Annotated in this window: 27 protein-coding genes and 4 tRNA genes; 21 read left to right on the forward strand and 10 right to left on the reverse strand. The window is 60.8% G+C overall.

What is annotated here, in order from left to right:
* The first annotated feature begins 8 nt into the window (after positions 1-8).
* On the forward strand, positions 9-698 hold the full coding sequence (locus ACKFRX_RS02105) for a demethylmenaquinone methyltransferase (RefSeq protein WP_408919267.1): 690 nt from the start codon (positions 9-11) through the stop codon (positions 696-698).
* Between the two features lie 32 nt (positions 699-730).
* Here the strand turns inward: ACKFRX_RS02105 and ACKFRX_RS02110 are convergent, their stop codons facing one another.
* Complete coding sequence (locus ACKFRX_RS02110; RefSeq protein WP_408927456.1) at positions 731-1,996, reverse strand: geranylgeranyl reductase family protein; 1,266 nt, start codon at positions 1,994-1,996, stop codon at positions 731-733.
* A 98-nt stretch (positions 1,997-2,094) separates the two neighbouring features.
* On the opposite strand from ACKFRX_RS02110, the gene ACKFRX_RS02115 reads away from it, so the two are divergent.
* The 8 genes from ACKFRX_RS02115 (at position 2,095) to ACKFRX_RS02150 (ending at position 7,485) form a co-directional block, all read left to right on the forward strand.
* The gene (locus ACKFRX_RS02115; protein WP_005322918.1) at positions 2,095-3,099 is read left to right on the forward strand and encodes a polyprenyl synthetase family protein; all 1,005 of its coding nucleotides are present in this window, start codon (positions 2,095-2,097) and stop codon (positions 3,097-3,099) included.
* A 109-nt stretch (positions 3,100-3,208) separates the two neighbouring features.
* Positions 3,209-3,290 (forward strand) — tRNA-Tyr (locus tag ACKFRX_RS02120).
* A 228-nt stretch (positions 3,291-3,518) separates the two neighbouring features.
* Entirely contained in the window at positions 3,519-4,703 is a 1,185-nt protein-coding gene (locus ACKFRX_RS02125) for an Nramp family divalent metal transporter (RefSeq protein WP_011272788.1), read from the forward strand.
* 20 nt (positions 4,704-4,723) lie between these two features.
* Positions 4,724-5,113: an NUDIX domain-containing protein gene (locus ACKFRX_RS02130; RefSeq protein ID WP_005292595.1), complete on the forward strand. Its 390-nt coding sequence runs from the start codon at positions 4,724-4,726 to the stop codon at positions 5,111-5,113.
* Between the two features lie 62 nt (positions 5,114-5,175).
* On the forward strand, positions 5,176-5,751 hold the full coding sequence (locus ACKFRX_RS02135) for a TetR/AcrR family transcriptional regulator (RefSeq protein ID WP_005292598.1): 576 nt from the start codon (positions 5,176-5,178) through the stop codon (positions 5,749-5,751).
* Positions 5,748-6,110 carry a DoxX family protein gene (locus tag ACKFRX_RS02140; RefSeq protein WP_005292602.1) on the forward strand — a complete coding sequence of 121 codons (363 nt, stop codon included), beginning with the start codon at positions 5,748-5,750 and terminating at the stop codon, positions 6,108-6,110. Before ACKFRX_RS02135 ends, ACKFRX_RS02140 begins: the two co-directional genes overlap by 4 nt.
* 88 nt (positions 6,111-6,198) lie before the next feature.
* Positions 6,199-6,441 (forward strand): hypothetical protein, encoded by a 243-nt coding sequence (locus ACKFRX_RS02145; RefSeq protein ID WP_005322913.1) that lies wholly within the window; start codon positions 6,199-6,201, stop codon positions 6,439-6,441.
* Positions 6,442-6,900: 459 nt separating this feature from the next.
* Positions 6,901-7,485, forward strand: coding sequence for a DUF2335 domain-containing protein (locus ACKFRX_RS02150; protein WP_198492477.1), 585 nt, complete (start codon positions 6,901-6,903; stop codon positions 7,483-7,485).
* Here the strand turns inward: ACKFRX_RS02150 and ACKFRX_RS02155 are convergent.
* From ACKFRX_RS02155 to deoD, 4 genes are read right to left on the reverse strand one after another with little or no spacing between them, the layout of a single operon-like run.
* A complete protein-coding gene (locus ACKFRX_RS02155) occupies positions 7,482-9,062 on the reverse strand; it encodes a phospho-sugar mutase (RefSeq protein ID WP_200436269.1) in 1,581 nt (526 codons plus the stop codon). The genes ACKFRX_RS02150 and ACKFRX_RS02155 overlap by 4 nt on opposite strands.
* A 3-nt stretch (positions 9,063-9,065) precedes the next feature.
* Complete coding sequence (deoC, locus tag ACKFRX_RS02160; protein ID WP_302259114.1) at positions 9,066-9,713, reverse strand: deoxyribose-phosphate aldolase; 648 nt, start codon at positions 9,711-9,713, stop codon at positions 9,066-9,068.
* Positions 9,714-9,724: 11 nt separating this feature from the next.
* Entirely contained in the window at positions 9,725-11,092 is a 1,368-nt protein-coding gene (locus ACKFRX_RS02165) for an MFS transporter (RefSeq protein WP_408919266.1), read from the reverse strand.
* A 16-nt stretch (positions 11,093-11,108) separates the two neighbouring features.
* Complete coding sequence (gene deoD, locus ACKFRX_RS02170) at positions 11,109-11,834, reverse strand: purine-nucleoside phosphorylase (protein ID WP_408919265.1); 726 nt, start codon at positions 11,832-11,834, stop codon at positions 11,109-11,111.
* Between the two features lie 439 nt (positions 11,835-12,273).
* On the opposite strand from deoD, the gene ACKFRX_RS02175 reads away from it, so the two are divergent.
* The 3 genes from ACKFRX_RS02175 (at position 12,274) to ACKFRX_RS02185 (ending at position 12,672) form a co-directional block, all read left to right on the forward strand.
* Positions 12,274-12,349: transfer RNA gene (locus ACKFRX_RS02175), tRNA-Thr, on the forward strand.
* 38 nt (positions 12,350-12,387) lie between these two features.
* Positions 12,388-12,459: transfer RNA gene (locus ACKFRX_RS02180), tRNA-Met, on the forward strand.
* Positions 12,460-12,599: 140 nt separating this feature from the next.
* A tRNA-Trp gene (locus ACKFRX_RS02185) sits at positions 12,600-12,672 on the forward strand.
* A 125-nt stretch (positions 12,673-12,797) separates the two neighbouring features.
* Here ACKFRX_RS02185 and ACKFRX_RS02190 read toward each other — a convergent pair.
* A complete protein-coding gene (locus ACKFRX_RS02190; protein WP_013887464.1) occupies positions 12,798-13,976 on the reverse strand; it encodes an IS256-like element ISCre1 family transposase in 1,179 nt (392 codons plus the stop codon).
* 301 nt (positions 13,977-14,277) lie between these two features.
* Between ACKFRX_RS02190 and secE the strand changes: the two genes are divergently transcribed.
* The 4 genes from secE to rplA all read left to right on the forward strand — a co-directional run bounded on the left by secE (position 14,278) and on the right by rplA (position 17,055).
* Entirely contained in the window at positions 14,278-14,610 is a 333-nt protein-coding gene (secE, locus tag ACKFRX_RS02195; protein WP_204610288.1) for a preprotein translocase subunit SecE, read from the forward strand.
* Positions 14,611-14,737: 127 nt separating this feature from the next.
* A complete protein-coding gene (nusG, locus tag ACKFRX_RS02200; protein ID WP_408919264.1) occupies positions 14,738-15,667 on the forward strand; it encodes a transcription termination/antitermination protein NusG in 930 nt (309 codons plus the stop codon).
* 171 nt (positions 15,668-15,838) lie between these two features.
* A complete protein-coding gene (rplK, locus tag ACKFRX_RS02205) occupies positions 15,839-16,282 on the forward strand; it encodes a 50S ribosomal protein L11 (RefSeq protein ID WP_005327961.1) in 444 nt (147 codons plus the stop codon).
* Positions 16,283-16,350: 68 nt separating this feature from the next.
* On the forward strand, positions 16,351-17,055 hold the full coding sequence (rplA, locus tag ACKFRX_RS02210; protein WP_005327963.1) for a 50S ribosomal protein L1: 705 nt from the start codon (positions 16,351-16,353) through the stop codon (positions 17,053-17,055).
* 84 nt (positions 17,056-17,139) lie between these two features.
* Here rplA and ACKFRX_RS02215 read toward each other — a convergent pair whose 3' ends face one another.
* The 4 genes from ACKFRX_RS02215 to ACKFRX_RS02230 are packed head-to-tail and all read right to left on the reverse strand — an operon-like array spanning position 17,140 to position 22,176.
* Entirely contained in the window at positions 17,140-18,528 is a 1,389-nt protein-coding gene (locus ACKFRX_RS02215) for a Y4yA family PLP-dependent enzyme (protein WP_408919263.1), read from the reverse strand.
* Positions 18,525-19,826 carry an FAD/NAD(P)-binding protein gene (locus ACKFRX_RS02220; RefSeq protein ID WP_408928042.1) on the reverse strand — a complete coding sequence of 434 codons (1,302 nt, stop codon included), beginning with the start codon at positions 19,824-19,826 and terminating at the stop codon, positions 18,525-18,527. The genes ACKFRX_RS02215 and ACKFRX_RS02220 overlap by 4 nt, the downstream gene beginning before the upstream one ends.
* Positions 19,823-20,839, reverse strand: a complete 1,017-nt coding sequence (locus ACKFRX_RS02225) for a pyridoxal-phosphate dependent enzyme (RefSeq protein WP_005327969.1) — start codon at positions 20,837-20,839, stop codon at positions 19,823-19,825. The genes ACKFRX_RS02220 and ACKFRX_RS02225 overlap by 4 nt, the downstream gene beginning before the upstream one ends.
* Positions 20,840-20,871: 32 nt before the next feature.
* Positions 20,872-22,176: a deoxyribodipyrimidine photo-lyase gene (locus ACKFRX_RS02230; RefSeq protein ID WP_150851001.1), complete on the reverse strand. Its 1,305-nt coding sequence runs from the start codon at positions 22,174-22,176 to the stop codon at positions 20,872-20,874.
* Positions 22,177-22,490: 314 nt separating this feature from the next.
* Between ACKFRX_RS02230 and rplJ the strand changes: the two genes are divergently transcribed.
* From rplJ to ACKFRX_RS02255, 5 genes are all read left to right on the forward strand, one after another.
* The gene (gene rplJ, locus ACKFRX_RS02235) at positions 22,491-23,012 is read left to right on the forward strand and encodes a 50S ribosomal protein L10 (protein WP_005322886.1); all 522 of its coding nucleotides are present in this window, start codon (positions 22,491-22,493) and stop codon (positions 23,010-23,012) included.
* An 88-nt stretch (positions 23,013-23,100) separates the two neighbouring features.
* Complete coding sequence (gene rplL, locus ACKFRX_RS02240; RefSeq protein ID WP_150851002.1) at positions 23,101-23,490, forward strand: 50S ribosomal protein L7/L12; 390 nt, start codon at positions 23,101-23,103, stop codon at positions 23,488-23,490.
* Positions 23,491-23,693: 203 nt separating this feature from the next.
* On the forward strand, positions 23,694-23,915 hold the full coding sequence (locus ACKFRX_RS02245; protein WP_232619486.1) for a type II toxin-antitoxin system RelE/ParE family toxin: 222 nt from the start codon (positions 23,694-23,696) through the stop codon (positions 23,913-23,915).
* Positions 23,890-24,222 carry a HigA family addiction module antitoxin gene (locus ACKFRX_RS02250; protein WP_150851003.1) on the forward strand — a complete coding sequence of 111 codons (333 nt, stop codon included), beginning with the start codon at positions 23,890-23,892 and terminating at the stop codon, positions 24,220-24,222. The genes ACKFRX_RS02245 and ACKFRX_RS02250 overlap by 26 nt, the downstream gene beginning before the upstream one ends.
* Positions 24,223-24,293: 71 nt before the next feature.
* Positions 24,294-25,310: a DUF3068 domain-containing protein gene (locus ACKFRX_RS02255; protein WP_150851004.1), complete on the forward strand. Its 1,017-nt coding sequence runs from the start codon at positions 24,294-24,296 to the stop codon at positions 25,308-25,310.
* Positions 25,311-25,354: the final 44 nt, after the last annotated feature.

Genomic DNA, 25,354 nt, shown 5'->3' on the forward strand with positions numbered 1-25,354 from the left:
GATCATTTGTGTCTAAGGCAGATCTGGATAAAAAGCCCTTCGATGTGGCGCGCATGTTTGACGCCGTGGGCGAGAAATACGACCTCACCAATACCGTGCTGTCCTTTGGGCAGGACGCGCACTGGCGCAAGCGCACCCGCGAGCGTTTGAACCTTAAGCCGGGCGAGAAGGTCCTCGACCTTGCAGCGGGTACCGCCGTGTCCACCGTGGAACTTTCCAAGTCCGGTGCGTGGTGTGTGGCGTGTGATTTCTCCCGTGGCATGCTGGCCGCCGGGCGTGAGCGCGACGTGCCCAAGGTGGCTGGCGATGGCATGCAGCTGCCGTTTGCGGATAACACCTTTGACGCTGTGACCATCTCTTATGGCCTGCGCAATATCCACGACCTTGAGCTCGGCCTGCGCGAAATGGCGCGCGTGACCAAGCCGGGCGGGCGCCTTGCGGTGGCGGAGTTTTCCACCCCGGTGGTACCGATTTTTGGCACCGTGTACAAGGAATACTTGATGCGTCTGCTCCCGCCGGTAGCGCGCCTGGTCTCTTCTAACCCGGAGGCATATATCTACCTCGCAGAATCCATTCGCGCGTGGCCTGGGCAGGAGGAGCTCGCCGCGGTTATCAATCGCAATGGCTGGGCCGAGGCCGGTTGGCAGAACCTTACCTTCGGCATCGTGGCGCTGCACTCGGCGGTAAAGCCAGCCTAGGCGCTGCTCCGCCCGTGCCTGGGGGAGCGGGGTTACGCCGCGGTCGAATCCCAGAGTGGCGTATCGCGGCGAAGGGACGAGACCGTGCGGCCGGCGGCGCGCCAGGTGCGTGCGATGAGGTCGCGGTCATCGTCAGTAATGAGGTTGCCCATCAGGCGCGCAGCGGCCGGCATGAGCATGCGGCCGATGGGCCCGCGCAGGGCCAGCGGACCGGCCAGCGGTAGGAACTGCGGATAAGTAAGCAAGCGCGCGGCCGTGCGGGCCAAGAGGAAGGACTCGCCGTAGTGTTCGCGCAAGACGGCCGGCCAGGCCAGGGTGAAATCCTTCGGGCCGAGCAGGGCTACGGCCAGCGCGGCGGTCTCCAAGCCATAATCGATGCCCTCGCCGTTGAGGGGATTGATGCAGGCCGCGGCATCACCAATGATCATCCAATTGGCGCCGGCCACGTTAGACACCGCGCCGCCCATGGGCAGTAAGGCAGAGGTAACGTGCTCAATTTCCCCGAGTCCCCACTCGGGGCGCTGTTGGGCGGCGTAGAACTCGAGCAGCTTCTTGGTGTTGATCTTGGCGGGGCGCTGCGCGGTTGAGAGCGCGCCGAGGCCGATGTTGACTTGGCCAAGCTCGGGGCCGAGCGGGAAAATCCAGCCGTAGCCGGGCTGCACCTCGCCTTCTTCGTCCTTGAGCTCAACGTGGGAGTGCATCCAGGGCTCGGTGGCATGCGTGGAGGAAGCATAGGAGCGTGCGGCAATGCCATAGACTTCTTCGCGGTGCCAGGTGCGGCCGAGCTTCTTGCCAAAGGTAGAGCGCACGCCATCGGCCACGATGACCCACTTGGCATGCACGGTGGCCTCGCCCACGCGGAAGGAGGTCACGCGGTTGCCCTCGAGCACGGGACCGGTGGCGGGGGTACCGGTGAGGAGGGTGGCGCCGGCTTCCCGGGCGGCGTCGGCAAGCAGGGCATCGAAGCGGAAGCGCGGCAGGGCCGTGCCCACCTGGGAAGGATAGGTCTCCGGCCAAGGCGCGGTAATATCGCCGCCGTAGCCGTGCAGCTTCAGTCCGCGATTGCGATAGGAGGCGTTGACCGCAATGCCAAGCTCAGCAAGCTGGTGCATCGCGCGCGGGGTAAGCCCGTCGCCGCAGGTTTTATCGCGGGGAAACGTCGCGGAATCAATAAGGAGGGTGTTATAGCCGGCGCGTGCGGCATGGATCGCGGCGGCGGCTCCGGCAGGCCCAGCGCCAATGATGGCGACCTCGACATAGGTTTGGGAATCGATCTGCTCCGACATGAGGACTATCATTGCATGAGTTCGACCCCTCGAGTGTGTTTAGGGGCGCGGTTTGGACTACGGTAGGTAATCGATTATCTCTGGCTTTTAGTTGCAAGGAACACTATTTAATGACTCACGGTCAATCGCATGCCACGCACGTGGATCTTGGTGATCCGCAGCTCAACGAGCGCATTGGTGCGGGCATGGAAGCAGTAGAAGACAAGCTGCGCAGTGAAATCGACCGCGGCCAGGACTTCTTGAAGGACAAGGTCAGCCACTTGTCTAAGGCCGGTGGCAAGCGCTTTCGCCCCATGATGGCGCTGCTGGCCTCCGAGTATGGTCCGCGTCCGGGCTGCGAAGAGGTGGTTAAGGCCGCCACCGTCGTGGAGATGGTGCACGTCGCCACCCTTTATCATGACGATGTCATGGATGAGGCGGACCGCCGCCGCGGCGTGGAATCTGCCAATTCGCGGTGGAATAATTCCGTGGCCATCCTCGCCGGCGATGCGCTCCTGGCGCATGCTTCCCGCCTGATGAGTGAGCTGGATACCCACACGGTGGGCCACTTTGCCGATACCTTTGAAGAGCTGGTGACCGGCCAGATGCGCGAGACCATCGGGGCGGGTGAGGCCAATGCCGTGGAGCACTACACGGCCGTTATCCGTGAAAAGACCGCGGTGCTTATTGCCTCCGCGGGCTACCTGGGTGCCTACCACTCCGGCGCCTCGGCCGAGCATGCCGCAGCCCTGCACCGCATTGGTGGTGCCATCGGCATGATCTTCCAGATTGTGGACGATGTCATCGACATCTTCTCTGACCCAAAGGAGTCCGGCAAGACCCCGGGTACGGACCTGCGCGAGGGCGTATTTACCCTGCCGGTTCTCTACGCCTTGGAGGAAGAGGGCGAAGTGGGCGATAAGCTGCGTGAGTTGCTTACTGGCCCGCTGCATTCCGACGCCGAGGTGGAGCGCGCCATCGAGCTCCTGCACCAGTCTGGCGGCCGTCAGAAGGCGCTGGAGGACATCAATGCTTACCTGCGCACGGTGGAGGAGCAGCTTGCCGTGCTACCGGAGAACTCCGCGAGCCAGGCCCTGCGCCAACTGGCGGATTACACGGTGCGCCGCGTGGGCTAGCTGCTTGGTTAAGCCCCTCTCTATAGCCCCATTCGCCCCTACTACGCTGGCGATTTGTAGGTGGGAGGGTGGTTCGTAGTAAAGTACTTACTCGCACCACACAGTGCATGCCAGGTTGCCCGAGCGGCCAAAGGGAGCGGACTGTAAATCCGCCGGCATTGCCTTCAGAAGTTCGAATCTTCTACCTGGCACAGAATGAAACCCCGCAAGCAAAAGCTTGCGGGGTTTCAAGCGTACCTGCAGCTGTGAGGCGGGATCTACTCGCTGGGCTCCTGGGTGCGGGAGCTTTTAGCCTTGTGCCACACCGCATAAGCACTGGCGAGGAAAACAACTAAGAAAACCCCAGCGATCCCCTGGCTTGAACATATGGCGATGAAAACTAGACTTCAAGTAGTTGAACTTTTGGTATGGAGATGCCTATGCGTAAGACCTTAATCAGCCTCACCGGCCCCGCCTTCGTTGCTGCAGTGGCTTATGTCGACCCCGGCAACGTAGCCGCCAACATCAGCGCCGGCTCCCACTACGGCTACCTCCTGGTGTGGGTACTCGTCGTGGCCAACCTCATGGCCATGTTCATCCAGTACCACTCCGCCAAACTGGGCCTAGTCACCCACCGCTCCCTGCCGGAAATCATGGGCGAGCGTCTCTCCCGCCGCGCGCGCCTAGGCATGTGGGCCCAGGCCGAGCTCATCGCCGCGGCCACCGACCTCGCCGAAGTCATCGGCGGCGCCATTGCCCTGCAACTCCTCTTCAACCTCCCCCTGTTCGCGGGCGCGCTCATCATCGGCGCGGTCTCCATCATTCTCCTCATCTTCCAGAAGAAGAACCAGTGGTTCGAGGGGCTTGTCATCGGCCTGCTCCTGGTCATCTGCATCGGCTTCCTTGCCGGCCTCGCCATCGCCCCGCCCGACCCCGCCGACGTGGCCGGCGGCCTCATCCCCCGCCTAGAGGGCAAGGACAGCATCCTGCTGGCCGCCTCCATGTTGGGCGCCACCGTCATGCCGCACGCCATTTACCTACACTCCTCCCTGACCAAGCAGCGCTACCCCGACCTGGAAATCCCCCACGTGCTGGCCGGCACCCGCGCGGACATCGCCGTGGCGCTGTCCATCGCCGGGCTCGTCAACGTGGGCCTGCTGGTCCTGGCGGGCTCGGCCCTCTACGGCGTGGACGGCACAGAGACCATCTCCGGGGCCCACACGGCGATTGCCAGCCACCTCGGCCCGCTGGCCGGCGTTCTCTTCGCCATCGGCCTGCTGGCCAGCGGCCTCGCCTCGACGTCAGTGGGCGCCTACGCCGGCTCCGAAATCATGGACGGCCTGCTTCACATCAAGGTCCCCCTACTAGTCCGCCGCCTGGTCACGCTCATCCCGGCGCTGGTCATCATCGGCTGCGGGGTCGACCCCACTATGGCACTGGTGGTCAGCCAGGCACTTCTTTCCCTGGGCATCCCCTTCGCCATCATCCCGCTTTTCCGCTATGCCGGCTCCCGGGACGTCATGGGTGAGTTCGCCGCGAAACCCTGGTCTATGGCCGTGGGCTGGACGCTTGCCGCGCTGGTCATCGCACTCAATCTCGCCCTCGTGCTCCTGCCGCTGCTCTAGGCCGCCTACAATCAGCAGCCATGATTGAAGTAGCAGCCGTCGTCATCCGCAACCCACAAGGCCACGTGCTTACCGTGCGCAAGAAGTCCTCCACCAAGTACCAACTGCCCGGCGGCAAGCCCGAGGCGGGCGAGGCGCTTGTCGACGCCGCCCTGCGCGAAGTTGCCGAAGAAGTAGGCCTCACCCTCGACGCCGAGAGCCTCAACAAACTCGGCACCTTCGACGCTCCCGCCGCCAACGAACCGGGCGAGGTCGTCGTCGGCACCATCTTCACCTACACCCGCACCGTCACCGCCGACGAACCCCATGCCGCCGCCGAAATCGGCGACACCGCCTGGGTCAACCCAGCAGCCCCCGACCGCGAGCTTGCACACCTGCTGCGCGACCGCGTCTTCCCCACGCTGGCCTAGCGCCAACTGTCAACACTTCGGCGTCATTGACCTCGAAACCATCAAGAGCTACCCTTTTGAACATGTTCACTGAACACGTTCACTCATCGCGCTCGGCCGCCAAAGCTGGCACCGTCAGCAAGGTCCTAGCCACCGCCTACGAACTCTTCCTCACTCAGGGCTACGCCACCACCAGCATCCGGACTATCGCATCCGAAGCTGGCGTTAGCGTGGGAACCGTCATGGGAGTCGGCGACAAACAAACGCTGCTCATCCGCACCATTGGCCAACACATTTCAGAACTCCACGATGACATCCGGGGACAATCCGATAGCCTTCTCGATGTCCTGAGACCTTTCCTCCAGATGTTTACCGGCCACGAAGAGCTCTCCCGCGCCTTTGGCGCAGCACTCATCCAACAAGGCAATCAAGGCGAAGCGCTCACCGCACTCAAAACGCTCCTGACCGATGAAATCACCCTGCGACTCGGCACCAGGCTCAGCAGCGCCGATGCGGCCGAGTACGCCGACCTGCTGTACAACGTCTACCTCGGCTTACTCATCGGCTGGGCCGCCGGAATCTACGACACCGAGCACCTCACATCCCAAGCCGCCTCATCGATCGAACGCCTCAACACCGCATTCGGAGTAACCCAATGATCCTAGAATCTTCCCCAGCCTGGCCCTCCCTTCTACTAGCAGCCATTCTGCTTGGCGACGCCGCCCTCTCCCTCAAACCAGTCCCCTTCATCGAAGCCTGCCTCAGCGGCGTCAAACTCCCCAAGGACTGGTGGTGGGCGCTCATTGTCATCAAGTGCCTCGCCGCCGTAGGACTCATTGCCGGCCTCTGGTTCCCCGGCGTAGGAATCACAGCCATGATTGGAGTCATCGCCTATTTCTGCGCGGCCGCAGCAGCCCATGTCCGCGCCCACTTCCTCGGTAGCGCATTCTGGATCAACTGCTTAGGCATGCTCGCATTCTCCATCGGAGTACTGATCCTGACGCTCGCACTGAATTAAGACACCAGTCAACCTTTCACGGCTTCCTGAAGGCAGATACATCATTGCACCTCTTGAATGATGACTTGATGCTTTCTACCCTAAAGGTATGCGCACGACGATAAACCTCCCGCCGAAACTCCTTGAAGAAACGAAGATCCAAGCCAAAGCCAACAATGTCACTTTGAGCTCATACGTCGAAGAGGCGGTCCGCGCTGCCCTCAAGAAGGAAGCCCGCATCAGTACCGAAGACACCCCCGTTAACCTGCCCTCCTTCGATTGCGGCGGACCGGCTCTAGTTGATCTCAGCAACAAAGAAGCTGTGTGGGCGGTACTCGATGATCATTCCTGATGTCAACATTCTCGTTTATGCCTTCCACTCCGCTGCACCGCAACATAAACCCGCTCAACAATGGCTAAGTAGTGCTCTAAATCGGCATGAAACAATTGGACTCCTGGATGTTGTGGCAACGGGCTTGAAGTAGAAAAAGCCATTTCCTAGCCTGCGAGAAATATCTGGCAATGAGGTGGAATCCGATCCCGCCAGGGTCTTGGCAACGTATACCGCATTCAAACCGCCAATGAAATAGCCGAGGCAGAGCAATGATGAAATACCAACTGCAATCTTTAGCAAAACTGTTAAGGATGAATGGTGGGGTCCTTTAATCTTTAACTCCTCTCATTTTGGCCTTCAGGACCAGCAAACTACACCTTTCTAAGGCGCTGTGTACAAACAGGCGTGCTCGGTAGCCATACCATCAGGCACAGAAAGTCACTGTAGAGATGAAGGTACGGGGTTAAGCGATAGGATATGGGATATGAAGAAGATCCGAACGATGCTGGACGGGGTAAACGAGATTCACCTATTTCAAAGCCAGCGAGTAGCGCAGGCAGCGCAGCAAGCGCATCTGCGCAATCGGACTCGCAGTTATCGGGCGCACCGGAAAATAAACGTAGCGATTTCCCACCAGTTGGAGGAGCGCTCCCTGGCGTAAATAGGCTTTCTAACCTTGATGACCAAATTGCTGTGTGGGCGCTTCAGGGGCCAACTCCGCATCCACAGATAATCAAACAGCACAATGACATTCAGCCGGGCGCAGGCGATCGGATTATGGAGGACGCTCATGCAGATATTGTCCTCGATAGGAAAGTTACAGCAGAATCTTTCGAGTACGCGATATTTGAATCAAAAGTACGGCTCTTTACAACCGTAGGTGTCATTTTCGGCGCGCTGATCCTTATACCGGCGATACTCGTTCTTTTTGACCCACCGGAATCCATAGTTGGTACTGCGGCGGTGGGCCTGGCGGCAGCAAGCCCTCTAGTCCGCATCCTCATTGGCCCTAAGCAATCTCAGAAGGACCAGTTAGAGAGCGCGGAGCGGGGAGGGGTTTAAATCCCGAAGTAGGCGCGCAGGTCGGCCGCAATAGCATCGAGGCGGTCGGCGTCGGGGGATTCGAGGTAGCACTTCAGCTTCGGCTCGGTGCCGGAAGGGCGCACGATGACGCGGTCATCGTTGTCGGTGAAGAACTTGGAGCCTTGGGCGAACTTCTCCACCTTTGCCACGGGGGAACCGGCCAGTTCCGTGGGCGGGGTGGAAGCGACCTTGTCCATCGCCTGGGCGATGATGCTGAGGTCATCGACGCGGAAGGTCAGCGGCTGGGTATAGAGGGCACCCACGGCGGCGTAGATGCCTTCTAGGCGCTCTAGCAAGGTGGTTCCTGCGGCCTTGCACTCGGCCGCGAGGCTGGCGAGGACTACGGAGGTAGCAATGCCGTCCTTGTCGCGGACAGCGGTGGGGTCGGGGCAGAAACCAATGGCTTCCTCATAACCAAAGGAGAGGTCCGGGGTGCGGGCGATCCACTTGAAACCGGTGAGCGTCTCTTCGTGGCCGAGGCCGTAGTGGGCGGCGATGCGCTCGAGCAGGCGGGAGGAGACGAGCGAGTTGGCGAAGTTGCCTGTCGCACCCTGGCGGGCCAGATAGTCGCCCAAGAGGGCGCCGGTTTCATCGCCGGTGAGCTGGCGCCACGTGCCTGAGGACGTGGGCACAGCGGCGGCGCAGCGATCCGCATCCGGGTCATAAGCGATAAGAATATCGGCGCCGATCTCCTCAGCGTGGCGGATGCCCAAGTCGAGGGCGCCAGGCTCTTCCGGGTTGGGGAAAGAGACGGTGGGGAAATCGGGATCCGGTTGGGCCTGCTCAGGAACCAGCGAGACGCCGAACCCGCAGCGGGTCAGGAGCTTTTCGCCCAAGGCCGCACCGACGCCGTGCATGGCGGTCAGCGCGATGGTGACATCGGTATGAGCGCCCACGAGCTGCGCTGCGCGGTCGAGATACTCGGCGCGGGTATCGACATCCGCGATGTTCTCGGTGGAAAGTGGAATGTCATCGGCATGGGGTGCCGCGGCGATGGCGGCGGCGATTTCGGCATCGGTGGGCGAAACCAGCTGTACGCCTTCTGCCGGGCCGGTGGCGATGCGGCCGCCCAGGTAGACCTTGTAGCCATTATCGGCCGGCGGGTTATGCGAGGCAGTGACCATAATTCCGGCATCCGCCTTGAGCGAGCGGACCGTGAAGGCGGTCAGCGGGGTAGGGTTCTGCGCCGGCAGAACCAAGGCCTTGCCACCGGCCGCGGATATGACCTGTGCGGCATCGCGCTGGAACTGCGCGGAGCCGTGGCGGGCATCGCAACCAATGGCTACCACTGGGGTATCCACGTGCTGTTTGAGCCAGGAGATAAGCCCATAGGTGGTGCGGATGACTACGGCGCGATTCATGCGAGACTCGCCCGCGCCCACGGCGGCGCGCAGGCCTGCGGTGCCGAAGGCGAGGGGACCGGCGAAGGCGGCGGCGAGCTCGTCAGTATTGCCCTCTTCAATCCAGGTCATCACTTGGCGGGCAGTGTCTGGATCGGGGTCGTGCTCGGCCCAGGTGCGGGCGTAGTCATAATCCACGGCGGCGGCCTTCGACATGGCTTAAAGCTCCTCGAGGATCTTGGCTGAGGAAGACAGGCCCAGGCGGGTTGCGCCGGCCTCAATCATGGCCAAGGCGTCCTTGGCGGTGCGGATGCCGCCAGAGGCCTTCACGCCTAGCTTGTCGCCTACGGTCTCGCGCATGAGCTTAACGGCGTGTACGGAGGCGCCGCCGGCCGGGTGGAAACCAGTGGAGGTCTTGACAAAGTCCGCTTGGGCGGCTGCGGCGGCCTTGCAGGCGAGGACAATGGCGTCGTCGGAAAGCGCGGCAGACTCGATGATGACCTTGAGTACCTTGCCTGGGATGGCATCGCGCACGGCCTGGATTTCGGCCTGCAGATCCTCGGCGCGGCCCTCGATGGCCAGCGGGATATTGATGACCATGTCCACCTCTTCGGCGCCATCGGCAACCGCGCGGGCCGCCTCAGCGGCCTTAATCTCCGGCTTCACGGCGCCGGAAGGAAAGCCCACGACGGTGGCAATGTGCAGCGAATCAGGAACCTCGATGGGCAGGGCGGACGGGGAAACGCAGACGGAGTAGGTGCCCAGCTCGGCCGCCTCATTCACCAAGGCGCGGAACTGATCCGGGGTGGCCTCCGGCTTGAGCAGGGTGTGGTCGATGATGGAAGCAACGTCGGTGCGGGAAGTCATAATTGTTCTCCTTAGCGGGTTAGGCGGGATTCGGAACGGGCCATCTTGAGGTCAGAGACGACGTACAGGGCAATACCGATGGCGGCGATGGCCGCGAGGATCCACAACACGGTGTTATAGCTGGTGAGGTCCTGCAGCTTTGCCGTATAGGCAATGCCCAGTGGGATGGCGATATTGATGGTCAGGTTATAAAAGCCGATGGCGATGCCGGATTTGGCGGCGGTGATATTACGCAGCGCGGTATTGACCAGCGGGGCGTACATCAGCGCAAAGCCGGAGGCAAAGGCCACGATGGCGAGAATGAGTACGGCGACGTGAAGCTGCACAAAGAGCGCGGCCGCCACTAGCGCGCCGGCGACCAGGGCGAAGGCGGTGTAGATGGTGGCGCGAGAGGACAAAACGGCACCGATTTTGCCGGAGAAAATGCCGATGAGGATGGCGCAAATATAGCCCGGGATCATCAGCAGGGAGGCCTTATCGATGTTCATGCCGTGCAGGTCATGTGCGGCAAATGGCAGCAGGAAGATAAAGCCCATCTGGGTGGAGTAGACAAAGAAGACCATGAGGATGGTCCACACGTAGCGGCCATTAGTAAAGAATTCCGGGGTGACCACGGGGTGCTTGGCGTCGCCGATGTGGATGATAAACCCCACGACGCCAAGGAAAGCAAAGATGAGCCATGCCCAGTTGAATTCCTGCATGAACATGGTCAGGCCGGTGGCGAAGACAGCGATGAATAACAGGCCCAAGGCGTCGAGGTGGCCTTCCACGGCCTCATCTTCTGGCACCAGCTTGATGATCGGCGGGATGGCCAGGATAAGGATGAGCGGGATGAGAAACATCGCCGTCCATGAGACATAGGTGGAAATAAAGCCGGAGGTCAACGCGCCAATGAGCAGGCCCGCCTGGAAGGCTGCGGTGGAAAAGCCGAGGTAGGTCTTTTGGTCGGCCTCGCTCAAGTGCTTGGTCACGTAAATGACATACAGCGTCTCCGCGGCAGCAAGGCCGGCAGTCTGGATGAGGCGGCCGGTAAGCACCATGGGCCAAAAGCTGGAAAAGGCGAAGGCCAGAAGCGATCCCACGGCGATGAGGACAACGCCGGTGAGCATGAGCTTGCGGATGGAGATGGAATCCGCCAGCGCGGCGTAGACCACGGCGCCGATGCCGATGATCACGCCGGCGAGGGAAGCCTGGAGGGAGGCGGTTTTAACGGAGATGTCCAGCGCCTGGGCGATCGGCATGGTCATCGTCTTAAAGCCGTTATCAATAACCAGCGAGAAGACGAAGACAAAGAGCAGGATAGGTACGGCAACCTTGGGGTTTATCGCGGAGCCTGTCCGCTTGTCCTGCGGGGAAGCGGTGGGGTGGGTGGAAGTCACGGGGGAGAGGGTCCTTTTAGTCGAGCGCGTTGAGCGGAAGCGCGAGTTCAATCATGGTGCGGAAGGCGGTCTGGCGCTCTTCCGCGGAGAGGTGGGTATCGTGCACCAGGTTGTCGGAGACGGTGAAAAGTCCCAGCGCGTCGACGCCGGCCTCAGCCGCGGTGGCATAAAGCGCTGCGGATTCCATCTCTACGCCGAGCACACCCATGTGCGCCCAGCGCTCGTTCACGTTCTGGTCAAAGTTGTAGAAGATATCCGAGCTCAAGATATTGCCTACGTGGATGTGGGCCTGCTGCTTTTCGGCCTGATCCACCAAGGCCTTGAGGAGCTTCCACGAGGCGGTGGGGGCGTAGCTACCCGGCAGGTTGTATTGGCTCAAGAAGTTGGAATCGGTGGATGCAGACGAGGCGACGATGACATCGTGCAGCTCAATGTCTTCCTGCATGGCGCCAATGGAGCCGACACGGATGAGCTTCTTTACGCCGTAGTTGTGGATGAGCTCCCAGGAGTAGATGCCGATGGAGGGAATGCCCATGCCGGAGCCCATGACGGAGATGGGCTTGCCGTTAAAAGTTCCGGTAAACCCCAGCATATTGCGCACACCGTTGAACTGGACGGTATCTTCCAGGAAGCTCTCGGCGATGAACTTCGCCCGCAGCGGGTCGCCGGGCAGGAGGATGGTTTCCGCAATGGGCGCGCCCTGCGGATTGATGTGTGGGGTGGCAATATCGGTAGCGGACATATCTGCGCTCCTCGGTATCGGGTGGGGGATTTTACACACCAAGCTTAAACCCTCAGGGCCCCGAATCAATGGCCTTATGTGCAGCTTTTCAACAACTGCGGAAAGCCTCACTGGACTCAGCCACCAGCGTGCGCGCCGAGGCGGATGCCCGCGGTGAGCAGTGCCACGCTTGCCGACGCCCCTTTTTCCCACACCCCCAATCCACATGCCTTCACACGGCTGCCGACGCACGGTAGGAGACGTGGCCGAGCGGTCCGCAGGGGTGGGCTGCCATGCCGTTTGTCTAACTGTCTTCACAAGGCGCGAAAAGGTGTCACAGGAGCTATGTATTTTTGCGCTCTGACGTGGCGATTTGTGTAAAACGTTGAAAGCAGGTTAGATTATTGGAGTCCGCAACGGAGAGCACAACGAAATAGCGATGTGTTCAACGCTAGGATGTGCCCCCTTAGCTCAGTCGGCAGAGCGTTTCCATGGTAAGGAAAAGGTCGACAGTTCGATTCTGTCAGGGGGCTCCATTCATGTTTGGAGCAAGGAATTCCTCCAAGGTGAATATGGCGGTGTAGCTCAGTGGTAGAGCAAGCGACTCATAATCGCTGTGTCGCGAGTTCAATTCTCGCCATCGCTACCGGGAAAGAAAGGCGCCCGCAGGGCGCTTTTTTATTACCGCGCTGAAGGCAGTCTAGGCGGTGCCTAGTTTCGGATTGGAACTATGGCTCTGGTAAGGTCTTCAACGCTTGATGCTGAGGCATTGAGGAATAAAAGAATAGGGGCGTGGCGCAATTGGTAGCGCAACGGTCTCCAAAACCGTAGGTTGCAGGTTCGAGTCCTGTCGCCCCTGCACAGTGAACCCCGTCATCTGGCATTAGGTGGCGGGGTTTCTTCATGCCCTATTTTCCTCTCGGCGCTTGGCCCGCCCACGGGTTAAGCGACAAAATGTGTGTCTGCTATCGGCGTGTCGCGGGGTTAGATGTGGCCTTTTTGGATGCCGATTGAGTGTGTGTACTCGGTATCGATACCGTTGTCGTAGAGGGCTGGTTGTCCTGTTTCATAGTCGGCTTGGTTCTCGTTTCGGGTCAGGGTTGTAACTTTGGCGAGTTGGTTCTGGCCCCAGTTGGACTGTCTGGCGATTTCTATTGGATCGCCAGGCAGTTCCGTTTTCAGATACAGCCACCAATCCAGCATTTTGCGTTGGTGCTCACCGCGTCTGCCGCGATGAGTTCTTGCAAGGAGCTTCAGCTGGGCGTTGATGCCGCCTTCAAGACTGTTGGTGGTGGATTTGATCCGGTGCGGCTCGAGCACACCTTTCGGGGGCTTGAGGTAGACAAACAGCAGGTCATTGCGCCACAGGTGGTTGAGACTGTTGTAGGCCTTGCGCACGTTGACATGGGTCCACACGAGTGTGTCTTTTGCTGTTTTCGGGTCTTTGACCTGTGTCTTTTCGTTGAGCCAATCCTTGTAGAGCGTGTGAAACTCTTGCAGTTGTGCACCCCATTGTGCAGCCTCGTCCAGGGTGGTGATGCGGGTGAGTTTCAGCGCGAGTCGGTAGATGGTGCGGCCAGCATCAGTGCGTGGTCGTGAGGTGGTGTAGCGGCGTACTCTGCGTTGGGCGTGCACGAGGCAGCGTTGGATTTTGGTGTTTGGCCAGCACGTTTTAATTGCGCTTGTGGCTCCTCGGCCACCGTCGATCACAGCGATCAACGGTGCTTCGATGCGCTCGAGCAGGCGCTTGTAGTCGTGTGTGGTTTCTTGTTTGCACCAGTGCCAGGCGATGACGTGGTCGAGCGTTGCCGCCACGATCAGACAGCCACCTGCGGTGTAGGTGCCGTCGATGAAGATCTGGTCGTAGACCCTGCCTGTATGGCCGATGGTCGGGTCAGGCACGTCAACCAGCCAAAAGGCATCGAATTTACGCTGCAGCGTACGTGTCGAGCAGCTCATGTTGCCGGCGATCGCCGCAAGACTGGTCCCGGCGGTCAGGTGCTGGATGAACGCACGAAATAGGGCTGCGTTGGTGATATCGCTGCGCTGCTTGGTCAGTGAAGCACCGCAGATTTTGCACCGCCACCGGGTCGTCCCGTTGCTGGTGGTGCCGTTTCGTTTCATATCGCCGCCACAATGGCAGCGTGGTCGGTTCTTTGGCATTGGGCAACCGAACCACCGCTCCGTAGCACACCATGGCAGCCACACCGGGGATTTTCGCAAGAGAGGGCCAATATATGCTTTTGGAGCATATATTTTCCGCAAACGCGGAGTTCAGAGCATGAAAATCAACGATTCCGGACACACATTTTGTCGCTTAACCCCCGCCCACTTGTTATCAAAGCCACGCCTTGCAAATGCCGTGGTCAGCTTTTCATGCTGTGCAAGCTTTGCTAGGGTTGACAAAGTTATGGAGGTGCGCGCTAAGCGCCCTATTAGATTTAGTTCCCAAGGAGGGTTAGCTGTGAGCGATGAGCAGCAGCCGAAGAATTCGGGTGCATCGCGCCCGACCGGTAAGCGTCAGCTCTCTGGTGCGGCTACCACGTCCTCCGCGGACTACGCCGATAAGCACGTCGTCCGCGTCGAGGATAAGAACCACGATGACACCCCAGGTGGTGGCGTAGCCGCCTTCCCGGGCGAGGTAGCATCCGAGATGAAGAAGGTGGTGTGGCCTACCGCTAAGGAGATGCTGCAGTACACCCTCATTACCTTTGCGTTCCTTATCGTGCTGACCGTTTTGGTCTGGGGCGTTGACACCCTGGCAGGTCTCGGAGTTGAGCAGGTTCTCTCAGATTAGTAAGATAAGCGCATAATCTTTTATCCCGCTGTTTCCGCTTAAAGGAACGGCGGGATACTTTTTGCCCATACGCGGGCGGGTAGGCTGGTCCTACGCAACGCGCCGAGGAATTTTTGGAGAAAGAATTATGAGCGACGAGAACAACGTCGAAACCGTAGGCACCTCCCTGGAAGAGGCAATGCAGTCCAACGTGCAGGAGCAAGCGGCAGAGCACGCTAGCTCCGTGGAAGAAGCACAACAGGAAGACGCTACCCCAGCCGCTCCGGCAGCGGAGGAAGCTGAAGGAACGGCTGAGTCCACCGACGCTGCAGGCGAGTCCGCCGAGTCCACCAACGCGGCGGAACCGGCAGCGACCGAAGCAGAGGCCGAGGGCACAGCCCCTGAGGCCAGCGAAGACGAGTCCGAGGATGCCGCCTACCGCAAGCGCCTGCGCGCCTTTACCCGCGAACTGAAGAAGCAGCCGGGCCAGTGGTACATCATTCAGTGCTACTCCGGCTACGAAAACAAGGTAAAGACCAACCTGGACATGCGTGCCCAGACCCTCGAGGTAGAAGATTCCATCTTCGAGGTCGTAGTTCCTATTGAGCAGGTCCTAGAGACCAAGGACGGCAAGAAGAAGATCGTGAAGCGCAAGCTGCTACCGGGCTACGTCCTGGTTCGCGCTGAGCTTAACGACGCCGCATGGTCCGTCATCCGCGAAACCCCAGGCGTGACCTCCTTCGTGGGCAACGAAGGCAACGCCACCCCGGTCAAGACCCGCGACGTGGCAAAGTTCCTCATGCCCAACGAGGCTCCGTCCACCAAGGGCGATGCTGCCCCGAACGAGGCAGAGGGCGAGCAGGTTGTGGCTATGCCGGAGAAGGAAGAGGCCAAGAAGTACGCGCACGACTTCGAGGTGGGCGAGGCAGTGACTATCCTGTCCGGCCCGCTGGCCGCCGTATCTGCGACCATTTCCGAGATTGACCCAGAGACCGGCAAGATGCAGGGCTTGGTGTCCATCTTTGGCCGCGAGACCCCGGTGGAGCTGTCGCCGACCGAGATCGAGCGCATCTCCTAAAAGTGATTTTGTGCAGGGCGCACGGTGTTCTAAACTGGAACGCCGTGCGCCTTTGGCGTGCGTATAAGAAAACGTTTCATCCTCCGGTGGCCCACTGAAGGTGAGCATCCGGACGGGATCCCGTTATTCATCGTGGCGGACATCCCGGTAACACAGGAAAGAGGTAATTCGATGGCTCCTAAGAAGAAGGTATCCGGCTTCATCAAGCTGCAGATCGAGGCAGGCGCCGCTAACCCGGCACCGCCAGTTGGCCCGGCACTGGGTGCCCACGGCGTCAACATCATGGAGTTCTGCAAGGCTTATAACGCCGCTACCGAGAACCAGCGTGGCAACGTGGTTCCGGTTGAGATCACCGTCTACGAGGACCGTTCCTTCGACTTCAAGCTGAAGACCCCGCCGGCAGCTAAGCTGCTGCTGAAGGCCGCTGGCATCAAGAAGGGCTCCGGCGTCCCACACACCGACAAGGTCGGCTCTGTGTCTTGGGATCAGTGCAAGGAAATCGCAGAGACCAAGTTTGCGGACCTGAACGCACGTGACATCGAGAACGGCGCTCGCATCATCGCCGGTACCGCCCGCTCCATGGGCATCACCGTTGATGGCGCACCGGAGAAGTAAAAACTTTATGTGGTAGGGCCAGCTACGGCCCGCCGAACACCACACCAATCCAGAAAAGGAATTGTTAAATGAGCACCAAGTCTAAGGCTTATAAGGCCGCTGCGGAACTGGTAGATAAGTCCCGCCTGTACCGTCCGATCGAGGCTACCAAGCTGGCCAAGGAGACCTCCTCCAAGAACTTCGACGCCACCGTTGACGTCGTCTTCCGTCTGGGCGTTGATCCGCGCAAGGCTGACCAGCTGGTTCGCGGCACCGTTTCCCTGCCTAACGGCACCGGTAAGGACGTTCGCGTTGCTGTCTTCGCTGAGGGCGAGAAGGCTACCGCCGCTCAGGAAGCTGGCGCTGACATCGTTGGCACCGCTGAACTGATCGAGCAGATCAACGAGGGCAACATCGATTTCGACGTTGCTATCGCTACCCCGGATCAGATGGCCAAGGTTGGCCGCGTTGCTCGCGTCCTGGGCCCGCGTGGTCTGATGCCGAACCCGAAGACCGGCACCGTTACCGCAGATGTTGCTAAGGCAATCGCTGAGGTTAAGGGCGGCAAGATCTCCTTCCGCGTTGATAAGGCTGCTAACCTGCACGCCATCATCGGCAAGGCATCCTTCGATGCTGAGAAGCTGGCTGAGAACTACGGCGCCCTCATGGACGAGATCCAGCGTCTGAAGCCTTCTTCCGCTAAGGGCATCTACATCAAGCGCGCTACCATCTCCACCACCTCCGGCCCGGGCATCCCGGTTGACGGTTCCGTGGTTAAGGACTACACCGCGTAAGCAGTTCTAACGCACTGCGTTCAAAGTTAAAGGGCTTCGAGGATTGTCTCGAAGCCCTTTTCCTATGTTGTGAACCGCCGGCAGTTATCTGGCGTCAATATCGTCTGGCACCCAATCGCCGCCGTCGTAGTAGACGTTGCGTGCCAAAGGAATTTGGTGCGAAGCAGACTCCAGGATGTGCATAAAATACCCGGCTGTATTCGGAATGGCGAGGGTATCTCCTACAGCAATGCCATCCGGGAAGTCCAGTTCGCGGCGGAGGATAACCTCGTCTTCAATGCAGTAGGCACCTACCACAAACCCAGTGCGTGGCTCGCGGGAGATTTCCTTTGCCGGGCCGGCCGTGGGTACCAGGAGGGGGTCGAGCAGGATGTCATCTGCGGCGGTCCGGCATTGGGTGCGATTCATCGCCACGCCGATAAGGGGCAGGCCATCGGAGCGTTCTTTGAGGAAGCTCACCTCGGTGAGGATGACTCCGCAGCCGTCGAGGAGGCTGCGGCCGGGCTCCAGGTGAAGTGCGATGTCCCGCTCGCGCAGCGCCGTGCCAGCGGTGCCGTAGACGGGGACATCACCGGAGAGGAGCTGGTCCAGCCACTGACCGCGCGTTGGCTCCTGCCAGAAGGGGTAAGTATTGGAGAGCGGATCCGCTTTCCACGTGAACGGTTCACCGGTACCAGCGCGTTGGGAGGCGATGCGCTCGAGGTAATTCTCCCACTGCTCGCGGGATTCCAGGTAGCTCATGGGCACCCCGCCGCCGATATCGATGAAACCTGCGGGCTGGCCCAATGCGCGTACATGCTCGATCAAGGCAATTGCCTCTGCAAGGGCGGTTCGGCGGTCGGCCTCGCTATAGCCATGCAGGTGCACGTGGACGCCCGCAACACGAAGTTCCTGTGGCCACTCGGCTTGCCGCCATGCCGGCAGCCTTTCCCCGAAGCGGGTGGGAGGTAGGGAGTCCGGATCTGGAGCCAGGCGTGGCGCCACGTGGGCGGTGGTGTCTAATGCCTGCGCGATGGCGGCGATGCGGTGGGATTCGGCGCGAGAATCACAGGAGATAGTAACTCCCCGCGACACCGCGAGGCGGAGCAAGCCATCGGTTTTAATAGCGGCGCTGAGGATGATGCGCTCTGGGGCGACACCGCGGTCAAGCACTTGGCGGAGCTCGTTCTCGCTGGCTACATCCACCCCGAGCCCGGCATCGCGCGCAGCATCGACAAAACACAGCGCCTTATTGGCCTTGCGTGCGAAAAACACCTGGGTCTCCACGTCGTGGGAAGCGCCCGCATTGAGCAACTCCTGGGCATTGTGGCGCAGCGGCGCGGGATTCAACGCGTTCACCGGCGAACCGTAGCGCGAGGTCAATGCGCTGACGTGCTGCGGGTTTTCGACGAGCTCACGCATCCACCGTTCCCACCGGGCGCGCAAGGGGACGGTGCCGTGGACGGGTAGTGGTTCTACAGGGGTGGTGGTCATGGGTTTCCTACTTTCTCCGCCCAGCGGGGGATGTCATCGTGCACGGAACGGTTAAGGGAGTCATGGCCGGGCAGGGAGATCTCATTCATCCGGCCAATCTCCACCACGCCAGGAACGTCGTGGAAGGGGGAGGGGGTGGCTTGGGGAGCAACGGTGGCGTCAATAAGCAGGTCCACGCCGCCCTTCTCCCGCCAGGAATCTATCTGCTCAGGCGTGCCTAGGTAGTGGGTATTGACCACACCGGAGTGGATCAGCTCGAGCAGACGCCTAGCTGTGACCGGTGGCGGACCAAAAGCCACGCGCTCAAGGGTGCGTGAAAGCTCGCGAAAGCCGGGCATGGGGCCATGCACCTTGTGCCAATCGACGCATTCTTGGAATACCCCACGAAACGCTGCGCCCACGGCCGCGGCCGGGGTGAGCGGACCGGTACCTTCGGCCGCACGTAGGGAAGCCTCGAGCTCAGCGACGGCATCGCCAGTGAAATCCTGACCGTCGATAACTGAGGCGAGGTCCGCAGTTGAGAAGTCACCGAACTCGCCTGCAGCCCCGATGAGGATCTCACGCAGCTCCGCAGCGTTGTCGATATGCGCGCAGGCCTGCCGCCACCGCGGTGATACCTCCGGCAGCGGTGTCTCTGGGGAGGGCTTTACCTCCATGAAGCGCCCGCTGCGGCTAACCGGGTAGATGGTTTCGGCGGTATCGCCATACAGCAGGCACACATCGATGAAGCTCAAGGCAGCACCGCGTACGCCGATCCGCCGTGCGGAGCTGGGGAGATCGGCACCGAAGTAGAGACCGGTGACCGGTACGCAGGAGGCCTCATAGGCCAAAGAACCAGCGTGGAGATGGTCGTGGCCGGTACAGACTAGGACCTCGTCGAAGGGGGAGCCATCGACCATGAAACCTTCTCCGTCGGCGCTTACCGCGGTCACGCGGTGCGGCAGGTGCCGGATGCGAACGTGGGCCGGCGCGCGGCGCACTGCTGCGGACCAGGTATCGGCGAGGAATTGGCCCACCTGGGCCCGCGGCGGGAAGGCATCGGTGGTGTCTTCACCGCGGCGGGTGCGCCAGGCGTTGAAACTATCGTGGGCAGTGGTGACGATGGCGCAGTTGACGTTGAGGCGCCACTGTAGCGGCTGCTGCGGACGGTAGACGGCGCCAGCACCGGCGGGGTAGGGGTCAAAAACGGTGACATCGAGCGGAACGCGGGCGCGCTCGATGAGTTCCTCTACGGCCCACAGGCCGCGCGGGCCAGCTCCAATGATGGCAATGCGGCGGGCAGGACGAGGAGAAGTCACTGCGCCGACCCCTCGATGCGCGCGGCAAGTTCAGCGGGCGAAATGTCGAAGTTTTCGCACACCCAGGAGTCGTTATAGATGGTGTCGAGGTAAGGCTGGCCGGCGTCGTGCAGCACGGCAACCACTTCAGCCCCTGCCGGCAGGGAGGGCGCGAGGCGTTGGAAGGCGGCGATGACGGCACCGCCGGAAGCGCCAGGCAGTAGGCCCTCTGCTTGGGCGAGCTGTCGGGCGGCAACGATGGCATCGAGGTCCGGAACCCTCTCCACGGACGAAGGCGAAAACTTGGTGGATAGTTCGGTTACGATTCCGGCGCCATAGCCAGGCAGCATGCGGGTGCCACGCTCACCACCAAAAAGCACGGAGCCTTCCGCATCAACGCCGATTGTGTGGGTGTCGGCGCCCAGCTCGGAGAGCTTGCGTACGCAACCGCCAAGGGTTCCGGTGGTGCTCATAGCCACGAGCAGGTGGCTGGGCGCCTGGCCGAGCTGGTCCAGAATCTCCGCCATAGTGCCCTCCGCGTGGGCGTGGAAGGCGGCTTCATTGGAGTACTGGTTGAGGTTGAAAGAATCAGGGATCTCTTCCAAAAGCTCGGCCACGCGGGTGCGGCGGGCGGTGAGCCAATCGCCGGTTTCTGGATCGGGGTGGTCGAGCAATTCCACGTGTGCGCCGTAGGCCCGCATGGTAGCCACCGTGGAGGCGTTGACCCGCGGATCCACCACGCAATGGAACTTCATTCCTTGCAGCGGGGCCTGGCGAGCTAGAGCCATGCCCAGGTTGCCGGAGGAAGATTCCACCAGCGTCGAACCCGGGCGGATATCGCCGGCTGCAAGCGCCGCCTGGATAAGGGCTCGTGCCGTCCGGTCTTTTGCAGAACCGCCGAGGTTGAATTGTTCGAGTTTGAGATAAAGGTGGACATCCGGCCGGGGACTAATCGCCTCCACACGCATGAGTGGGGTGTTGCCAATGGGCGGATGCGCTTGAGAATGAATCCTAGGGCTCATCATTGGCCCCATGGTAGACCTTTACGTCCACCTTTTCCGCCGGCTTAGTCCTTGATCTCCGCATAGGCATCGAGGGCAGCTTGGCGCGATTCCTGCAGGTCCACGATGGGCGGGGCGGACAGCGCCGGTGCCCAGCGGCGCACGTACTCGCCGTCGGGGTCGAAGCGCTGGGCCTGCGTTTCGGGGTTGAAGATGCGGAAGAAGGGCGCGGCGTCATCGCCGCAGCCGGCCACCCACTGCCAATTAAACGGGTTGGAGGCGGCATCGGCGTCCACCAACGTGTCCCAGAACCATTCCTCGCCCAGGCGCCAGTGGATGCCCAGGTTCTTGGTGAGGAAGGAGCCCACCACCATGCGCACGCGATTGTGCATGTACCCGGTGGCCCATAGTTCGCGCATTCCGGCGTCGACAAGCGGAATGCCGGTAGCGCCGGCCTGCCAGTCCTTGAGTCGCGGGTCATCCCAGGACCAGTCGAAGCGGTCGAATTTCTCCCGCACGTTTTCGGTCGCGAGATTGGGCAGGTAGTAGAGGCGGTGCCAGGCAAAGTCGCGCCACAGCAGCTCGGAGTGGAACTTGGCGGCCTCTGGCTCCTCGGCCGCGGCGAACCACACCTCGCGCGGGGAGACTTCGCCAAAGCGCAGGTGGGGCGAGAGTAGGGAGGTGGCATTGAGCGCGGGGATATCGCGCTCCTCGGCATAGTTGGCTAGGTCCAGCTGGGCTAGTCGCTCGCGCGCGCCGGCCTCGCCGGGCGTCCAGTGCTCGGCCAGCGATGCCGCCCATGCCGGTTCGGTGGGCTGGGGCCAGGCAGATGCACTGCTTGCCGACGCCCCCATCTCCGGCACCCCCTCCGGTTCATCTCCCGCCACCTGGGAGGCGGCGGCCTTGGAGAAGGGAGTAAAGACCTTATAGGGCTGGCCTTGGCCATTGGTGACCTCCCAGGGTTCGACCAAGGTGAAGCCGGGCAAGGAGGTGGCAGTAGTGCCCTGGGAGGTTAGGGTTTCCTTGACGCTCGCATCGACCTCGCGCAAGGGGCCGTGGTAGCGGCGGGTCCACGTGACGGTGGTGGCACCCAGTTCTGCGGCTAGGCGGGGGATTTCCTCGCGGGCATCGCCGGCGGCGCGAATGAGTTCTACGCCGCGGCCGGCAAGGTCGCGGGCGAGGGCGTAGAGGGAACGCTCGCGCCACCACGTGCTCGCGCCGCCCAGTGGGCGGGTGCCGGGATAGGCAGGCTCGTCGAGGACGACGGCGACCAAGGGGGCGTCGCCAAGCGCGGCGGCCTCGGCCGCGCGGGAAAGGGCCTGGTTATCGTGCAGGCGCAGGTCATCGCGAAACCACATCAGGCTGGTCATGGCGGCCATCCTACGCGGCGGAAACGGCGATTTGGAGAAACCGCGGGTGGGGAGGTAGTGTTTTCCACGAAGTTTGAACGGCCACTTCACGGCCGAGTCAAAGTTCACCGAAGACCGTTGGTCATCCATTTGGATCGAAGGTTCTCCATCCTAGGAGGCGGCCCACGCAGGAGACACTTTGCGATTTTTCGCGGCATTCTCTTATGTCGCGCGCCCTGTGCTCTTGCACGGGGCTTTTGTTGTTTCGGGCAACCGAAGCGAGGAAGGCCCCGGCGGAATAATAAAAGAGATGTTTTGGAAGGAGGCGAGAGACAATGGCAAACCCAAAGAACACTGCAGACCTGGCAGAGCTGAAGGAGAAGCTGGCTGGCGCTAACTCTGTTGTATTGACCGAGTACCGCGGCCTGACCGTATCCCAGCTGCAGGAGCTGCGTAACGATCTGGGCTTTGACGTTGAATACTCCGTCGCCAAGAACACCCTTTTCAAGATCGCTGCCAAGGAAGCTGGCATCGAAGGTCTTGATGATTTGCTGACTGGCCCGACCGCAATTGCGTTCATCAAGGGCGAGGCAGTGGATGCTGCGAAGGTCATCACCAAGTTCGCTGATGACAACAAGGCACTCATCATCAAGGGTGGCTACATGGACGGCAACGCACTGTCTGCCGACCAGGTTGAGGCCATCGCCAAGCTGGACAACCGCGAGACCACCCTCGCAAAGCTGGCTGGCGCTATGAAGGGTTCTATGGCGAAGGCAGCCGCTCTCTTCAACGCTCCTGCAACCAAGGCTGTACGCACCGTCGCAGCCCTGCAGGACAAGAAGGAAGCAGAAGCTTAAGTCGTCACAAAAGACGCACAATTACAACACCGTGTGCGCGGCATAAAATACGCGCAGCGCACACACAACACAGAAAGGACTTGCCATCATGGCTAAGCTCACCAAGGACGAGCTCATTGAAGCTTTCAAGGAAATGACCCTCATCGAACTGTCCGAGTTCGTTAAGGAATTTGAAGAGGTATTCGACGTTGAGGCTGCTGCTCCGGTTGCTGCTGTTGCAGCTGGCGCTCCGGCTGAGGGCGGCGCTGGTGCCGCTGAGGAGAAGACCGAGTTCGACGTCGTTCTGACCGACGCTGGCGCTAAGAAGATTGGCGTTATTAAGGCTGTCCGCGAGATCGTCTCCGGCCTGGGCCTGAAGGAAGCTAAGGAAATGGTCGAGGGTGCTCCTAAGGCTATCCTCGAGGGCGCTTCCAAGGACGACGCTGAGGCTGCTAAGGCTAAGCTGGAAGAGGCTGGCGCTTCCGTCGAGCTCAAGTAATTTCACTGAGCTTTACGCTTTCAAACCCCCACTCTTACCGCCGCGCGCGGTGGGAGCTGGGGGTTTCCTCGTTTTATGCTCGCGGGCGCTATGCGGGTAGTACAGCAATGGCCAGTAGTGTCAAAGTGTGACACTATGGCATTGTGGAGTTCAGGAGGGGTAGCTTAGAGCGCTTTCACACAGATGGTAAGGCGCCAAAGTACGTGCCCCCTGAACTGCGAAGGATACTGCGTCGCAAACTCATCATGATTGACCGCGCAGCCTCTCTTGCTGATTTGAGGATTCCACCAGCGAATCACTTAGAGAGGTTGAAAGGGCAGTGGGACGGATTTTATTCCATCCGTGTTAATGCGCAGTGGAGAGTAGTCTTCCGGTGGACAGGGAAAGGAGCTGTGGACGTTGACTTCATCGACTATCACAAATGAGGGAGAGGAAGCCTCGGATATCGTCCCCGTTCCACACCCTGGAGAGGTTCTGCGCGAGGAATTTCTGGAGCCGCTCGGACTGACTCAATACCGCTTAGCCAAGGATATTTTTACCTCCAAGTCTCAAATTTCCAAGCTGGTGCGTGGGCGCATTGGGATTAGTGCGGAAATGGCACTCCGTCTTTCCGCCTATTTTGGCAATTCGGCGGAGTTTTGGCTGGGGCTGCAAGAAGAGTTTGATCTCTGGTGCGCGCGGCAGACCACGGATACCAGCAGCATCATCGCTTGGAATACGCAGACGGCCTAAAACCAATCCGGCGTGGCGGGGCGGCCTGTAGAAACAGGGAATCGCCGCCACGGGTTGTAGAATTAGCCCCCATGCTGCCCAAGTCCCGCATTTTTTCCGTCCTGCTCCTAGGCCTCGGCGTCGCGCTCATCGCCGCCGGTATTGTGGCGCCGGCGTTTTTGGATTACTCCCCGCGGCTGCCGCTGAACCTGAAAAACAGCACGTGGACACTGCAGGATGATTCTGCGGATTCGCAGCAGCTGTCCAAGGACGGCACGACGCCGTATTCGGGCCCCATGACCTACCAAATCAACATGGATATCCAAGAGCCCTCGGACGAGGAGAAGGCCACCGTACGCATCGGTGAGACCCGCATGCGCGGTGAGGGAGAGGGCCTCAATGACCTGAGCCAGGCCCAGGTGTGGACGTACCCCGTAGATCGCCTGAGCGGCGAGGCAGCAGGGGAGGCCACGTTGAGCCACACGCTCGCGACGCCGTCCGACACGGTGACCGTGGACGGATATTGGCTCAAGTTCCCAGCGGACGCGGAAAAGACCAACTACCCGGTCTTTGACCCGATCCTGCGCAAGGCCGTCGATGCAGTCTTTGAAGAAGAAACCACGATGGACGGCCGCACGGTCTACCGCTACCACCAAGAAATTGAGCCGACTAACGTGGCGCAGCTATTTGCGGCCGATGGCAATACCACCAGCCTGCCCAAGGAAGGCGGCGGCGAGGAGCAGGGCTACCTGACCCACTCTGGCAGCCGCGACTTCTACGTGGACCAACAAACCGGCCTCGTGGTGGGCATGGATATGGATATCGATGATTACTACGCGGACCGCGAGGGCGTGGGCCGTGAACGCGCCTTCGTCTTTAATGGCTCTACCTCTGAAGAGGACCGACAGGCGCTGCTCAAAGAGGCGGCAGATTTCCCGCGCGACCGCGTAGCGGAGATCGTGCGGTGGGCCGCCATCGGCCTCGGCGCACTGTTGACCCTGCTCGGAATCATCGGCGCACTCGGCCTTTTTGGCGGCAAGAATAAGCATGCCCGCTCGCGCCATAACCGCGGGCGCATCGGTGGACGCGCGGTGCCGGCGAGCCGGTAAAAGCGCAGCTGGAAAACAAAATCGCGGCTGGGGTTGCGGTGTAT

Origin of the sequence: Corynebacterium tuberculostearicum (assembly GCF_046097465.1) — a bacterium.
In the GTDB taxonomy this organism is placed as follows: Bacteria; Actinomycetota; Actinomycetes; order Mycobacteriales; family Mycobacteriaceae; genus Corynebacterium; species Corynebacterium tuberculostearicum_I.